At 40.2% G+C, this 16,291-nt stretch carries 10 protein-coding genes, 1 tRNA gene and 2 rRNA genes; 5 read left to right on the forward strand and 8 right to left on the reverse strand.

Going from position 1 to position 16,291, the window contains the following annotated elements; all coding sequences use genetic code 11:
* From ACLFMM_RS05700 to ACLFMM_RS05710, 3 genes are all read right to left on the reverse strand, one after another.
* A 23S ribosomal RNA gene (locus ACLFMM_RS05700) occupies window positions 1-1,793 on the reverse strand; the annotation flags it as partial.
* Window positions 1,794-2,012: 219 nt separating this feature from the next.
* Window positions 2,013-2,085 (reverse strand) — tRNA-Ala (locus ACLFMM_RS05705).
* 83 nt (window positions 2,086-2,168) lie between these two features.
* Window positions 2,169-3,648, reverse strand: a 16S ribosomal RNA gene (locus tag ACLFMM_RS05710).
* A gap of 660 nt (window positions 3,649-4,308) precedes the next feature.
* On the opposite strand from ACLFMM_RS05710, the gene eif1A reads away from it, so the two are divergent.
* From eif1A to ACLFMM_RS05730, 4 genes are read left to right on the forward strand one after another with little or no spacing between them, the layout of a single operon-like run.
* On the forward strand, window positions 4,309-4,632 hold the full coding sequence (gene eif1A / locus ACLFMM_RS05715) for a translation initiation factor eIF-1A (protein ID WP_410807763.1): 324 nt from the start codon (window positions 4,309-4,311) through the stop codon (window positions 4,630-4,632).
* Window positions 4,629-5,420, forward strand: coding sequence for a serine protein kinase RIO (locus tag ACLFMM_RS05720; protein WP_410807752.1), 792 nt, complete (start codon window positions 4,629-4,631; stop codon window positions 5,418-5,420). The genes eif1A and ACLFMM_RS05720 overlap by 4 nt, the downstream gene beginning before the upstream one ends.
* Window positions 5,421-5,443: 23 nt before the next feature.
* The gene (locus ACLFMM_RS05725; protein WP_410807753.1) at window positions 5,444-5,998 is read left to right on the forward strand and encodes a KH domain-containing protein; all 555 of its coding nucleotides are present in this window, start codon (window positions 5,444-5,446) and stop codon (window positions 5,996-5,998) included.
* Window positions 5,999-6,041: 43 nt separating this feature from the next.
* Window positions 6,042-6,734, forward strand: a complete 693-nt coding sequence (locus ACLFMM_RS05730; RefSeq protein WP_410807754.1) for a DUF1614 domain-containing protein — start codon at window positions 6,042-6,044, stop codon at window positions 6,732-6,734.
* Between the two features lie 19 nt (window positions 6,735-6,753).
* On the opposite strand, the gene ACLFMM_RS05735 is transcribed toward ACLFMM_RS05730, so the two are convergent.
* Both ACLFMM_RS05735 and ACLFMM_RS05740 read right to left on the reverse strand, forming a co-directional pair.
* On the reverse strand, window positions 6,754-7,638 hold the full coding sequence (locus tag ACLFMM_RS05735) for an RAD55 family ATPase (RefSeq protein WP_410807755.1): 885 nt from the start codon (window positions 7,636-7,638) through the stop codon (window positions 6,754-6,756).
* A gap of 71 nt (window positions 7,639-7,709) precedes the next feature.
* Entirely contained in the window at window positions 7,710-9,074 is a 1,365-nt protein-coding gene (locus ACLFMM_RS05740; RefSeq protein WP_410807756.1) for a dihydroorotase, read from the reverse strand.
* A gap of 196 nt (window positions 9,075-9,270) precedes the next feature.
* Between ACLFMM_RS05740 and phoU the strand changes: the two genes are divergently transcribed.
* A complete protein-coding gene (phoU, locus tag ACLFMM_RS05745; protein ID WP_410807758.1) occupies window positions 9,271-9,921 on the forward strand; it encodes a phosphate signaling complex protein PhoU in 651 nt (216 codons plus the stop codon).
* A gap of 8 nt (window positions 9,922-9,929) precedes the next feature.
* Here the strand turns inward: phoU and ACLFMM_RS05750 are convergent, their stop codons facing one another.
* The 3 genes from ACLFMM_RS05750 to ACLFMM_RS05760 form a co-directional block, all read right to left on the reverse strand.
* Window positions 9,930-12,677 (reverse strand): DNA-directed DNA polymerase, encoded by a 2,748-nt coding sequence (locus ACLFMM_RS05750; protein WP_410807759.1) that lies wholly within the window; start codon window positions 12,675-12,677, stop codon window positions 9,930-9,932.
* Between the two features lie 295 nt (window positions 12,678-12,972).
* Window positions 12,973-15,621, reverse strand: coding sequence for an MASE3 domain-containing protein (locus ACLFMM_RS05755; protein WP_410807760.1), 2,649 nt, complete (start codon window positions 15,619-15,621; stop codon window positions 12,973-12,975).
* Between the two features lie 123 nt (window positions 15,622-15,744).
* Window positions 15,745-16,291 (reverse strand): RNA-guided endonuclease InsQ/TnpB family protein (locus ACLFMM_RS05760; protein ID WP_410807762.1); only part of this gene is annotated, 547 nt, incomplete at its 5' end.

Below are 16,291 nucleotides of genomic sequence, written 5' to 3' on the forward strand. Positions count from 1 at the left end.
CAGGCACTCCTTCTCCCGAAGTTACGGAGCTATTTTGCCGAATTCCCTTAGCCAGCATATATCCGACACGCCTTAGCCTTTTCAGCTAGGGGCACCTGTGTCAGTTCTTGGTACGGTCACCCGAATAACCTTTTCACGGGCCCCTGGGTGCAGCCGACTTTCGCCATCACGCTTTCACTCCCTTCTCGCCATTACGGCTCTCCGGGTGCTTCAACGCTTGGACAGTGCGACAACACTGCTCGGCCTGCCCTGAGGCGTCAGCGGATCCATCGGGTGGTACAGGAATATTAACCTGTTTCCCTTTCGATGCACTCGAGTTACGGTGCACCTTAGGACCGACTTACCCTCGGCTGACAATCATTGCCGAGGAAACCTAGCCCCTTCGGCGGTCAGGATTCTCACCTGACTTTGCTGCTACTCTTACCAGGATTTTCGTTTCCGCACGGTCCACTGGACTTCACAGCCCAGCTTCTGCCCGAACGCAACGCCTTCCTAACAGATCACCTTGCGGTGCTCCGTGGTATCGGTGGTCGGCTTGAGCCCCGTCCATTTTCGGGGCCCCAAACCTCGACTGGTGAGCTGTTACGCACTCTTTAAAGGATAGCTGCTTCTAAGCTAACCTCCCAGCTGTCTAGGGCTTGGGACACCCTTTGAATAACACTTAGCCGACACTTGGGGACCTTAACCACGGTCCGGGTTGTTGCCCTCGCGGACTACAGGCTTACCCCAGTAGCCCGGACTCCATCTGTCTACAACGTCGGTGGGTTTGGAGTTTGACAAGAGGGGTAGGGATTTCTCCCCAGGACCCTCCAATCAGTGCTCTACTCCACCGACTATCTCGAGATGGGTCATGCTGCGGCATGTTTTGGAAGGAACCAGCTGATGCCGGGCTAGATTGGCCTTTCACCCCTAGACGCAGGTCACGCGAACGATTTGCAGATCAGTACCGCTTGCGGTCCTCCACGCAGCTTTCGCCACGCTTCGACCTGCCCACGCCTAGATCGCCCGGCTTCGGATCATATCCCAGTGACTCCACGCACTTGTATACGCCGCGCCTCTCCGAAGATGCGCGCTTGTTGCTTTCGCTCCGGCTTCCTCAATGATTGAGTTAGCCTTCGCCACTGGAATATACTCCCTGGCCCGTTTTTCGAAACGTACGATACGACATCGGCACCGATACCCGTACTACAGCCTCGCGGCTGATTCCTTCATACCGGAGTTCCTTGCATGCCGTACCGCTCCGTCACCACCAGGTTTCAGGCACTTTGCACCTCCCTTTTTGGGGTACTTTTCAGCTTTCGGTCACCCTACTAGTACACTATCGGTCTCAAGACGTATTTAGTTTTGGAAGTTGATACCTCCCGAATTCCCGCGGGATATCCAACCCACGGTACTCAGGTACAGCTCCAGATCCTTCAACTCTAATCTACATGACTGTCACATTCTATGGTCCTGCGTTCCAGCAGAGTTCGACTGGAGTTGAATGGGACCCTTGAAACTGCCCTATAACACCACATGTCCCGTCCATTTATGGAGGGATTCGGTTTGAACTCTACCGTGTTCACTCGCCGTCTACTAACGGTATCTCGTTTGGTTTCTTCTCCTGCTCCTACTGAGATGCTTCAATTCGGAGCGTTCCCGATCACTACTGATCGACTTGCGTCAGGAGGTCCCATTAGGAAATCCTGGGTTCATTGGATCCGTGCACCTACCCCAGGCATATCGCAGCTTGGCACGTCCTTCATCGGCGCTTGAGCCGAGCCATCCACCTGATGGCATATTGCCAGAGTCCGCTCACTTTATCCAGTAAGCGTCTAATACGCTATTATATTAGATTATATCATCATAATTGCGCAGATTAGGCAATAAACATGGCTTACATACGATTTCATATCCGATCCGACGGTGTTCGCCGGATCAGAATCCATCCTTCCCAGACAATTTAACTTGCCTGGTGCACTGAAAGTTAAGTTAAGTTAAGTTAAGTTAATAAGGTAATAAATCAAATCAAGTGGACTTGCTGGGACTCGAACCCAGGGCCTCTGCCTTGCAAAGGCAGCGATCTTCCAGCTGATCTACAAGCCCTTGAGAATCGGTCACCCAACAACTCCATGAGTTGGATCTGCCAGTTTCTCGGCTCCTGACTGGTGATGATTTTTCTTTTGCTTAGGAGGTGATCCAGCCGCAGATTCCCCTACGGCTACCTTGTTACGACTTAACCCCCCTTGCGAGATTTAGGTTCGAACATGACACCGTTAAGGTTCATGCCCTCACCCAAACCTCACTCGGGTGGTTTGACGGGCGGTGTGTGCAAGGAGCAGGGACGTATTCACCGCGCTATGTTGAAACGCGATTACTACGGATTCCAGCTTCACGAGGACGGGTTACAGTCCTCGATCCGAACTACGGCCGGGTTTATGAGATTACCTACCCCTTTCGGGGTTGGAACCCATTGTCCCGGCCATTGTAGCCCGCGTGTAGCCCGGGAGATTCGGGGCATACTGACCTACCGTAGCCCGCACCTTCCTCTGCTTTAGCAGCAGCGGTCCCCACAGAGTACCCATCGTTCCGAAGAACATGCTGGCAACAGTGGGCACGGGTCTCGCTCGTTGCCTGACTTAACAGGATGCTTCACAGTACGAACTGACGACGGCCATGCACCTCCTCTCAGCGATTCAGGTAAGGTCTTCAGCCTGACCCACATATTGCTGTCGCACCCGGTGAGTTTTCCGGCGTTGAGTCCAATTAAACCGCAGGCTCCACCCGTTGTAGTGCTCCCCCGCCAATTCCTTTAAGTTTCAGCCTTGCGGCCGTACTTCCCAGGTGGCTCGCTTCACGGCTTCCCTGCGGCACCTGAAACGGTCGCACCATTCCAGACACCTAGCGAGCATCGTTTACGGCTGGGACTACCCGGGTATCTAATCCGGTTCGTGCCCCCAGCTTTCGTCCCTCACCGTCGGACCCGTTCTGGTGAGACGCCTTCGCAACTGGTGGTCCTACAGGGATTACAAGATTTCACTCCTACCCCTGTAGTACCTCTCACCTCTCCCGGTCCCAAGTCTGACAGTATCCATTGGAATTCTGGCGGTTAAGCCACCAGATTTCCCAATGGACTGATCAAACCGGCTACGGACCCTTTAGACCCAATAATAGCGACCACCACTCGGGCCGCCGGTGTTACCGCGGCGGCTGGCACCGGTCTTGCCCGGCCCTTGCTAACGCATGTATTTTACACATACGGACAGCCAGCATTATATGCTGGCACTCAGTGTCCCCTTATCGCGGTTTCCCGCATTGTAAAGTTTTCGCGCCTGCTGCGCCCCGTAGGGCCTGGATTCATGTCTCAGAATCCATCTCCGGGCTCTTGCTCTCACAACCCGTACCCGTCATTGGCTAGTAGGTACATTACACCCACTACTACCTGATAGACCGCAGATCCATCCTTGGGCGGTGACCCATTTTAACCACAATGCCTTCCAGCGAATGTGGTTCATCCGGTATTATCCCCAGTTTCCCGGGGTTATCCCGGTCCCAAGGGCAGGTTATCCACGTGTTACTGAGCAGTTCGCCATGTTCACGGAGAACATATAACTTGCATGGCTTAATCGGACACTGATAGCAGTGATCTCTGGCAGGATCAACCAGAATTCCATGAATACATGGTTGATTCGATTTGGATTGAACTTGGGTTCCCATATGGAAAATATGGAAATTAAGTCCACCTGGTACAATTGATTACAATCACTAATAGAAATTGCAGGGTTTATCAGTTCAGTTCAGATTAATTCCCTGATAGTGATTGTCCATATTGATTTAAGGCGATTTTCTATAATAGAATATAGAAATGTGAACAATCACCACCAGTCAGGATTAACCGAACTGGCAGATCCAACGTCAGACAGGAAAAATCTCCTATCTCCACTTATGGAGGTGATGATTATCTATGTTAATGATATCCCGGTTTTCGTCCGGAATACATACATATGCTTACATAATATATAAATCTTGTCATCAATTAATTTATTATTAATTTATACCTATTCCAACATATATTCTATGTCGCAATTATTTGAAGCTTATCAATTACAAGACATTTAACAATAAAACCGTTACCTTCAAACCTTTCCCGGTTTTGTTAACGCTCATCTTGCAACTCCCTCAGAATGGGAGTTATATTATATAAAACTATCGTAGCCATATAATTTGATAAGTTTTGACCCACCCATAAACAGGGAAAAAATTAAAACTACGCAACCTTTAACAAGTCCTGCTACATATTTAAAATAAGCAAATAAGCGAGGTATTAACCTGAACAAAAAGGACACAAATCAAAATGACACAGAAGAACAGGCAACACGTGTTAGGGTACCAAATAAAAAGGAAGGAGAAATACTTGCAATTATAGATAGCAGACTCGGAGCCAATCGGGTAAAATTACGGTCCATGGATGGCGTGGTACGTATGGGTCGTATCCCCGGATCCCTTAAGAAAAAAATATGGATCAGAGAAGGTGATATTGTAATTGCAGTACCCTGGGATTTTCAGGATTCAAAAGCAGATGTCATCTGGAAATATACAAGACCACAGGTCAACTGGCTTGAAAAGAAAGGATACTTGAAAGGGAAAACATGAAAGAAGGGTACACAAAAAAGATAAAAAGTATCGATGATAAACTTGACAAAATGCGCATAAAGCGCAAGGATTCTGATTACACCAAAGTAAAAGAAGATGTATTTGACACACCTACCCTGATATCATTATACAACCTTTCAAACAAAGGCATACTTGAGGCTTTAGGCGGAGCAATAAGTACAGGAAAAGAAGCGAATATTTTCTTCGCTGAATCCAATGACAAACCCATCGCTCTTAAAATTTACAGAATAACAACAAGCACATTTAGAGCAATGGAAGAATACCTACTAGGTGACCCTAGATTTAAAAACATACGGCATGAAAAACGTGATATAATACTGGCATGGACCCGTAAAGAATACAGAAATTTGTTACGTGCCCAAAATGTTGGTGTTAGGGTACCTACACCTATTACAACTGAAAGAAATATTCTTGCTATGGACTTTTTGGGAGAAAATGAAGTACCTTATCCATTGCTTAAAGAAATCAAACTTGATACAAAGCAGGCGCATCACATCTATGAAACAATTAAAAGTTACATGAGAAAGCTTTATAAGGATAGCAACCTGGTACATGGTGACTTGAGTGAATACAATATAATGGTCGATCCCAATAATATGGAGCCTATATTCATAGATATGGGACAATCCGTAACATTAGACCATCCAAAGGCAGAATATTTTTTAAATCGAGACATTAATAACATCGTCAGGTTTTTTAAACGTTTTAAAATTTCTGAATCCTCTGAAGATTTATCTGCTTTTGTTAGAGACGAAAATAGTAAATAACCAGATGAATAAGGCGAGTAATAATGGTACACATTAAAGTTCCGAAAGATAGAGTTGGTGCTATAATAGGTCCAAAAGGTCGTGTCAAAAATCTCATTGAACAAAAGTCAGCATCAAAACTTGAAATAGACAGTGAAAGTGGTTCAGTTGAAATCACCCCAGGAAACGATCCAGTGGCTGGGATGAGAGCTTCCGAAACAATAAGAGCTATTGGGCGCGGGTTTAACCCTGAAAAAGCTACGCAATTGCTTGATGACGATATGTTAATGCTGGATGTAATTGACCTGTCGGATATCACAAAAACCCAGAAAGAACTCAAACGTATTAAAGGCAGGATTATTGGCAAAAACGGAAAAACCAGAGAAATCACAGAGAGTCTAATAAATGTCCATATATCTGTTTATGGTAAAACTGTAAGTGTCATAGGCAAACCTGAACAGATACAGGCAATAAGGACTGCTATTGACATGTTGGTAGGTGGTGCGAACCACGGTACTGTGTATAGTTATCTTGAGAAAAAACGTCAAGATCTTATACAGGAGGAAATTGAATCTCAACCTCCAGACTTTGAACCGTAAAACTAAATATATTTTTATATAAAGATCAAATTATTTATTGTATATGAGAGGATACATAAATAAGTCTGAGATTAAAACTTTTGCAATTTTTGGGATGACGTTACTGGCTATATCAGTGTTATGCTATCAGGGTAGATTATCTATAGGAAACATTTCATCGTTACCTCTTTTTGTACTCCTCTTACTCATGCTTGGTACAAACAATCTGGATATTCCTTTTAAAACTGTTCGTACCAAAAAAATGAAAAGTGTTTTTAACAACGCCAACATTCTTGAATGGATATATTCAGTTCCTATTTTAAAAGAACTGGAAAACAACAAAGAACTTGTGTTTAATACCAGATTGACATTTAATCTTGGTGGGTTTGTAATACCTGCACTCATGGTCATCTATTTATTATACACCCAGTTTAATCTAGCAGCAATCGAAATAACACTGGTCATGCTTTTATCCACTGTTTTACTGGCAGAAATGATAGACGGTGTAGGCATTGTCATTCCAGAATATACAGGACTGATATCTATACCTCTAGCTCTAATACTTGCCCCCGAAAATGCTGCACCTGTTATCTTCGTATCAAGCATCACAGGTATCCTCATCGGATTAGTTATATCATATTTAACAATCGACAGAGAAAAAACCGGAAGTGCATACATCAATTTTGGTGGCGCAGGAAGTTTCAAAGCTATATATACAATTACATTGATTGCAAGTTTAATATCATATTTCAATTGAATTGAATTGAATTGAACCGTTATTCAGAAGATTTATTTTTCTGTAATCTGTCGCGCAGTATTTTGGATGATGCATTTACAGACCCGTACTTATGGATTCCATTTTCTGTAAACATAAATGGTTGAGGGGATGTATCGATTTTTGTAGACCGCATTTTCTGGACCACTATTACAGGCATAGGGGTTGGATCTATATCATTTGCAGGTACAGAATCCAAAAAGATGATACCGTCACCAAGGAAATCATAATCATCAAACTCCTTTGTTTCAAGTCCATGTTTTTTTTCTGTAACCATAAGTGAAGTTATTTTTTTATTTTTCAAATTTCGGTGTACATTTCTCCATGTCCCAGCGGTTCTGAATTCTTCAGGATTTGTAAATACATTAAGTGAGTCAAAGACAACCATATCGGGTTTATAAGAATCTATGATGTGGGTCATTTCTTCTGCTGTTATTATTGACATCCCAAAAATTTCAAGGTAACCTTTATCAATCGCTTCTGCGATGTCCCAACCATAACGCATAAACTGCTGGACCAGATGTTCTGCATCTTCTTCAAAAGAAAAAAATACGCATTTTTCATTATTGCGGATTCGTTCCATCAGTATTTGAACACAAAATGTAGTTTTTCCAGTCCCAGGTGGGCCGGTAATAATAACAGAAAATCCTTTAGGAATACCTCCCTCAAGTGATTCGTCAAGACCTGCTATACCAGTAGTTATTCTTTTGATATTGAAGTCTATATTATTCACATCATGTTTTGCCTTAAAACGACTGTTATCCAAATTAAGGAGGGCTTTTTCAAGTACCAGATTTTTTGCACCAAGTTCCTTTTCATATCTTTCAAGAATACGTGATGCATTTTCACTTAATGTGGTGTGAACAGCGAGCTTATTACGCACCATATCTAAAAAATGGTTCATTATAAGTATATATAATTTGTTATTTTTATGTACATGATTACCTAAATTTCTGTTCATTCTGTGTTCATGTAACCTTGGCCTTTCAGGAAATTTCCACGCCCTCTAGAACCTGTAATTTCCCCGTCCCATATTATATCTCCGCGGGAGATAGTCAATTTCGGGAAAATACCATGCAATCCGGTATATGGCGTCCATCCTGCTTTACTGTGTAAAAAATCAGAAGATATTTCTTTTATCTCATGAGAGTCCACCATTATAAGGTCTGCATCAAAACCCTCTTTAAACAATCCCTTGGAATTACGATCAAGCCCGAATCTCTTTGCAGGATTCTTGCTAGTAACATCAATAACTTTCCCTAGTGGAAACAAGTTCTTTTTAACTCCCGCCAGCATAAGGGGCATTAAGGTTTCCACTCCTGGTACTCCTGATGGAGCGGTTTTAATATCTGTATCCTTTTCAAATTCACGGTGAGGTGCATGGTCAGATGCTACCATATCAACTGTTCCATCATTTACAGCATTAACAAGTGCCTGTACACTTTTCCGGGTGCGCAATGGAGGATTCATCTTACCAAATGGCCCCAATTTGTCCCATGCCTTATCTGATAAAAACAGATGATGAGGCGCGGATTCACAGGTAATATTGGATTGTCTGTTTTCTTTACGTGCTCGATATTTCTGGTTCCTGATAATACCAAGTGCCTCTGATGTACTGATATGACAGAAATGCGCCTGTGTATTGTTAGATGAAACCATATCAACAGCTTTTTGAACCGCTGTAGCCTCACACATATTTGGACGTGCTCTGGAATGTGATTGAGGAGACATATCTTTCATTAATAGTGCTTCGTTTTTCAGGCGAATATCTTCATCCTCTGCATGGATACAGGCCACTGCACCAAAGTCTTTAACAGTTAGTAGTGCCTGATCGAAAATTTCCTCATTGATGTTCAATTCACCTGTTGATTCAGCCATGAAAATTTCACCAAAAGCAGTAACACCAAGCTTCCACAACTTTGATAATTCATCAAGATTATTTGTAACCCCTGCATTGATACCAAAATCAACAATCGATTTTTTGGATGCAAGGTGCAGTTTCTTATTAAATGATTTGTTATCCACAGTTGGTGGTACTGTGTTAGGGTGGTCTATTACAGTAGTTATTCCACCTGCAGCTGCTGAACATGAGCCGGTATACCAATCTTCTTTATATGTTTGACCCGGTTCCCTGAAGTGCACATGTACATCGATTCCAGCAGGAAGTGTAAGTGCATTTTCTGCATCAATTATCCTGTCCACATGTGATATCCGAATATCTTTGGCTATCCTGGATATTTTACCGTTCTCGATCAATACCTCTGCCGGCTGAAGGTAATTGTTATAATAAACTCTTGTGTTTTTTATCAGGATATCAGACATATTAAGCAGTAATCTTAACAGGGATATATGTATTTATTTATAATTTCCCTTTTATGTCTCCAGTATTTTAGTATCCGGTGGTTGAAGGTTGATGAAAACAAATATTCCAAAAAAACCCAAGATTAAAAAAGATATTTAAAATATTAGTTAAAATATACTATCAAATATACATTACCAGAAGGGTTTGGTTGGTTAAATGGTCAGGAATGAATATAACCGAAGATTGAGCACATTAAAACAAAATATATTAAACATGGGTGAAACATCCCAAAAAGTTATCCTTGATTCAACAAAGGCTCTCAAGAATCTGGATCTAAAACTTGCGGATGAAACGATTGATATAGACAACGTAATAGATGACAGTGCCGAAGATATAGAAAAAAGTGCTACTCATCTGTTAGCTCTTCAACATCCTCTCGCCAGTGACTTAAGACTTATTTTAGCATCCATAAAAATTGCAACAGACCTTGAACGAATCAGTGACCAGGGCATCAATATCGCAGAAATCGCAAAAAGCATAGAAGGTGAACATGTCAAACCATTAATCGATATACCGAAAATGGCAGAAATAGCTGAAGACATGTTACAAAAATCACTACAGGCATTTGAAAACCTGGACGTGGAACTGGCAAAAGAAGCTGCTGCCAGAGATGATGAAGTAGACAAACTGTTTTATGATACATGGATGGAACTCATCAACATGATGGTAGAAGACCCGACCATCATAACCAATGCTACCCATCTACTATTTGTGTTGCGTTATCTGGAACGTATAGGAGACCATGCAAGCAATATCTGTGAAAGCGTAATCTATATTGCAAAAGGTGAAAGAGTAAAGCTGAATTGATTTAAAAATCAAAAATCAAACAGTGAACTCTGGGACTTTGAGTTTGATTTGGGTGGATTTTTCAATTCACCATTGCTTTCTTCTTTATCTACTGTTTCATTATCAGCTTTATTGAAGGATTTGCTCTCTGAATGTTTACCTGAAAAGTCAAATAACCCCTTCTGGCGGGAATCGTAGTCAAGTGTTGCTGAATCAACTCCAAAAACTCCAAGGATTCTTTCCACAGGTGGCAATATCTGTTTTTTAATATAATAATCCACATCCAGTGCAAGGTTATTATCACGAACATATTCAGGGTCTTCCGCCCGGTTTACAAATAGGTCATTACCTGCGATTATAACGAAAGGAACTCTCTCGCCAATTGGTGGAGATACACCTGTTCTTTTTTTGGTTTTTTCAATCACCGTCAGATGCGGTTGTTTGCTCTTATAACTATCCTTCTTCTTGGAGTAGAGTCTTGTCATTGTCAGGTCGTCTATAATATCAGTATCCTTTTGCACATCGATATTTCTTACCCGGTTTACAACATCCCTGACATACTCAACTGCTTTATCCACATCCCCCTCTTTTAGCACTAGTTCCAGAACCCTGTTCAATGTCTTCGATGTGAGTTCACACCAGTCCCTTCTAACTGTTTCCATACCCTTAACCTTTATACTGTCTTCCCATTCACCGTTTTCCTGTTCAAAAACCCATAGAGCATAACGCTTCTTTGCAAGGAACAACCCACGCTTTGCAATGGATTCGAATTCTAGTTCCATCGGGTCAGGAAGTGATTGGGATACTGTGTCTGCGATTTTTGTACCGACAAGTTCAGCATTTTCAAGAGAAATATCCCTTTTATTAGCTGACACGCAGTGTATAAATACACTATCAGTGTCCCCGTAAACGACAGATAAATTAACAGTATCTTCTGGTTGTTCATCTGATGATATTTCAGAGGGGAGATACACTTGTCCGCTTTTAAGCAGAACTTTACGGATATCATTATTTATCAGGTCACGAGTGTTCTGGATGTTTTCTCTACCATAACTTGTTACGGCATTGGCAAGGGTTAAACTGTAAAGCCGTGCACGTGCATAACCTGAATAACCATAAAAACTGTTCAGCAAAATCTTTAATGCAAGCTGTGTTGCATCATACATCCTGTAAGTATCTTCATCAGATACTGATTTCATCTTCTTTTTTACTTCAGACCTCTGATTTAACAAATTTTCCAGAATTGAGGGCACAATACCCTTAGATATATCAGTTGTTACAAATTCTCCGCCAGATGGAGGTTCTATCATCTCACCTTCAGGACGGTCATTAACAACGACAGTGGTATAACACAGGTTATGCGCCATCATTATGGTAGGATACAGTGATTTGTAATCCAGTATCACCACATTATCCAGTAGCCCTTTTCTGGGTTCAAGAACCTCTCCACCTTTTATTTCTTCACCCTGTTCATTATCATCCGGTCTGTTATCAGGTTTTGGAGTGATCACCCTACCCTGTTTACCGAATTCACGGAACAGTAGATTTTCAACCATGGCACTCTGTCCGCCATCAACTACATCCTGTAGAACAGAACCACTTACTTGAGAAAGAGCGATATACTTGTCGAGCAACTGCAACCTGGTTACCAGTTCAAGTGCTAGTTCAGAATCGCGTCTGGCATAGTCTATGAATTTTTTTATTTTGTCACCGTCATCGTTCCAGTATTCCACCATCTGATGAGGTTCAACATCGAGTTTTTCCCTACCAAGCAACTCTTTAGATACATTACGCAGAGTGTAACGTTTTAAACTGAACTGCTGTCGTATAATTGGTAATGCATCCATGACGACCCGTCCTGTCATGGAAACCATTGTTCGGGTGCCCAACCGTCGGTAGGTCATTAACCTTCCGTCACGTCCCACTTTTGGTACTATATTTCTGCCCTGATTATTTAGAACATCTACCCTGTCCTTGATGTAGGGTATATCAAAATCATTCATATTATAGCCGACAACCACATCAGGGTCATATTCCTGGAAGATTTCAAAAAAACGGGCGAGCATTTCAGCTTCATCGGTAAATGTTTCTATATCAGATTCAACATTTTCTACATCCTTACACACAAGAACCAGTGTACTTTGACCTTTATACACAGGTTCAAAGGAAAGACTAATCATAATTATAGGAGAACTTTCAGGTTCAGGCATACCCCCTTCAGGAGGAAGACATTCTATATCAAAAGCCAGATATTTTAACTGTATATTTGGAATTTTACTTATTTCTTCTACTTTATTGGAAGTTATTGTATCATCACATATTAAATTCCGATCTTCTATAGATTCGGATGCAGAGGGTTCCGCAGAGACCAGCGCCATTCCGTGTAACCCTTTATCTATTAAAAACCGGTTTCTAAACAGAATATCGGTTTCATATACCTCTTCAACACCATCAAGTTCCAGCACATCATCTCGTATTTCAGGAACATTTTTCGGATAAAATGTAGTGATTTTGAGCATTGATTTTTTGAACTGCTGGTAACCGATGGGTTCAAACCGTTCTACTGTTTCAACCTTTTTAACAACGTCAAATTTTTCTTTTATTGATTGTTCCAAAGTCTGCAAATTGGATTCACTGGATACTTTAGCATAAAAGTACGGCTCAAAACCCGGCACAAAACAGCATGCACTGCCACCATTTTCTCCTCTTCCAAAAAGCCGTACCACTGGCTCATCATTATAAATACTGTAATCTGCATCCAATATCTGAAAGTTCATGGGTTCAGGTTAATTTCCTGTATGATATATATTTTGTTATCTTTAAATTTCGATAACAAAATATCTCACTCGGATTTTAAGGGTAATATCCGCAAAATGTACACATTATTTAGCAGTAAACATCATGGTTGAAATAAGTATAGATTCTGTACTGCAAAAGGTCATGTTAATAGGCGCACCAGAAATGTAAACATTTATTATAATAACTGCATCTGTGTTTATAATATCCCTCATGCTACTGCCCATGTATGGAAACATCAGAAGATTACAAAAATCCATTGAAATTATAATTTATTTATTCAGTAGTTTCAAATGTTATAGTAAATATCGTTCCATTGTTATTTTCAAATTCCATTTTTCCGTTAATCTGTTCAACGAGGGAATTTACAAGTTGCAATCCAAGAGACTCGGTTTCTTTGATATCTATGTCCTTTGGAACTCCAATTCCGTTATCACTAACCGTTAATATATAATTAGATTCATCTTTGTAAAAGCTAACATTGATTTTCCCTGCAGAACCTTCAGTAAATGCATGCTTTAGAGAATTGGTTATCAATTCATTGATAATTATACCAAGTGGTATTGCTATATCCATATTTAGATAGATATTCCTAGTATCCATGTTCAGTTCAATATTACTGGAATCGACCAAATACATATGAAAAAGGTAATGTGTAAGGTTCTGGATATAATCTCCAAAATCAATACTTACCATATCTCTGGAATTGTACAGTTTCTCATGGGCAAGTGCAATAGAACGAACGCGGTTCTGACTTTCCTCAAAGGCTTCAATAACAGTGTTGTCTTTAAAATTTGCAGACTGCAAATTCAATAAACTGCTAATAACCTGTAGATTGTTTTTTACACGGTGATGAATTTCCCTTAACCGCAATTCATTGGCACGTTTCCTTTCTGTAATATCCCTTTCAATTGCAAGTATATAGCTCTGATTTTCAAGTTCAAAATATTCGGCACCCACTTCCACCCAGAACACAGTTCCATCCTTCCTCTTATGGGTTAGTTCTTCATCAAACCATTCATGATTTAGGATACGATGGATTATTGATGGCAGTTGTTGTGCAACATCTTCTGTTTCTAAAATTCTTATATTGGAACCTATAAGTTCATTAATTGCATACCCGTGCATATCTTCAGCTTTTTTATTTGCATCTATAATATTACCTTCAAGGTCAAGTATAAATATAGCATCTCCAGCATTTTCAAAAAGCAGTCTGTAACGTTTTTCACTCTTTTCCAGTGATTTTTCCATTTTTTTGCGCTTGGTGATATCATTTCCCGAAATTAAAACACAGGTTATATCACCCTCGTCATTTTTAACAATCCTTCCGTTCCAAGCAACGTATCGTTCTTCAAGGTTTTTGGTTGTAACAGGGGTTTCAAAATATTTGATTAAATCTTCATCTTCCTTATTCATCAAAGATTCTATAATTTCTTCTACATTTGATATATAAATACCCGGAATAAAATCATATAAACTTTTACCTTTTAAATCATGTTTGCTGTATCCCAGGATTTCACAACCGCTCCTGTTTATAAGTCTGATATTACGATTGACATCCAGTGCAATGATAATAGAACCTGCAATATCAAGATAGTTTTGTGCCTTATCTTTTTCAATTTTTAATTGTTTGGTACGCTCCTCAACACGTTTTTCAAGCTCTTCATGCATTTGAAGGAGCTGTTTTTCTTTCATTTTACGGTCGGTAATATCAAGAATATAACATACTGTTCCATTTACAATATCATTTTCATCCCTTAATATCGAACAGGACATCAATGCATGAAACCTTTCTCCAGATTTTCTTCTCATTTCAACTTCTGAGATATGTTTTCCACAATTCTCAGACGAATCATCAAAATAATTTAAAACTAAACAATGATTATATTCAGGAACAATTTGATATAGTTCTTTGCCAAATACTTCATTTTCACTATAACCAAATAAAGTCTCTGCACCTTTATTCCAGCTTATAACATACCCATCAAAATCCAGAGAAATTACTGCTTCATGTAACTGGTCAAGTATCTGTGCATGTTTTTTAAAATCTTCTTCTCTTTGTTTTAAATCCCTGAACAGAAGGTCATAGGGTCTGTAAAAACCTGTATCTATCACTGCCAGATATATAAAATAAAATGAGAACAGTTTGAAATAATGACCAAGAATATTTAAAAATCCATATACATCAATGTAAAGTGTAAAAGTAAATTCAGCGATTATAGTCAAAAATATTGATAATGCAATTAAGTTTTGTACGTAAACACTAAACATTGTTCTGTATTTGTATAAAAGAGCCAATGAAATCAGTAGAATTATCGAAATAACGTATTCACTTGTTATCTTAAACGCGGTAAGACCTGTTCCTTCTATATAGCAATCCGGGAAAATTCTCCAGTGAAAAATCGTTAAAAGCAAAAAAAGCGAAACTAATGCAAACAAAAGAAAAATTGTCCTAAAACCAATATCTTTAGACATATCCAATTTTATATTGTTTTTAAATCTGCTTATAAAAAATACCGGTGCCACTACAAGAGATACCGCCTCAAGGTACCTTGCAACAATCCATACCTGTAATGCCAGGTTGGAATCCAATCCTGGGAATACACACATCCCTTTGTAGGAAAGAACATGGATAATGTCAAAACCTGCAACAAAGAGATATGCAATCCCTATAAATATCAGATAATCATTTTCAAGGAAGCGCTTTGATTTTAAAACCAGAACAAAAACCATTGAAGCTATTAAAATACTGAACAATTCTACAAGAACATGAAAGAGCAAATAATTGGAAAAACTTATAGCATACATTGACCCGAGCAATGCTAACCAAAAGAGATATTTTTCATAACTGAATTTATCAAAACCAAGTTTTTTAAGCCGGAAAACATCTGATTTCATGTAATTAACAATCCATCTAAAACTCAATGAACCCCAATAGAATTAATATATTCTATTTTATTATATTTCTTAATGATTATTCTTACAATTCTTAAATTTATGGATTGATTATGAACCCTAAATAAATTAGTTGGCTTGTCTTTCCATCTCTTAACTAATAGAAGCTAAGCGGAGGACATTAGGAAGGCTGACAGCTCCCCTGTATGCAATGTTCCTCGAAGCATTGTAGTCGGCGTTGTCTCTATGACCGCAGCTCTTACACCTGAAGTTAGCCTGTTTCTGGCGGTTGTTCTTGTTGATATACCCGCATTCAGAACACTGATGAGAGGTATACATCGGGCTGATAATTACTACATGTACTCCTTCAAGTTTAGCTTTGTATAGGATGAAACTGGTCAGTTCAGAAAACGCCCATTTACCCAGTCTACCTCTCTGCGCTTTAGTAACCGTAGCTTCTGGACGAAAAACGTTGAGGTTCTCAAGTGCTATAGCGTGGTTGATCAGCTGCTTGGCAATCCGATAGTTCAGATCACGTTTAAACCGGCGTTCCTTTTTGGATAATTTCTTGAGGTGCTTTTTGGCTGACCACGTGCCTGCTGACTGAAATCTCGATTTTAGGCTTTTGTATCGCTCTCGTATCTCATCAGCTTTTGTGCCTTTGTAAACTTCATTATCAGAAGTGGTTGCTATATTGACT

The sequence above is a fragment of the Methanohalobium sp. genome (assembly GCF_046546175.1).
Classification (GTDB): Archaea; Halobacteriota; Methanosarcinia; order Methanosarcinales; family Methanosarcinaceae; genus Methanohalobium.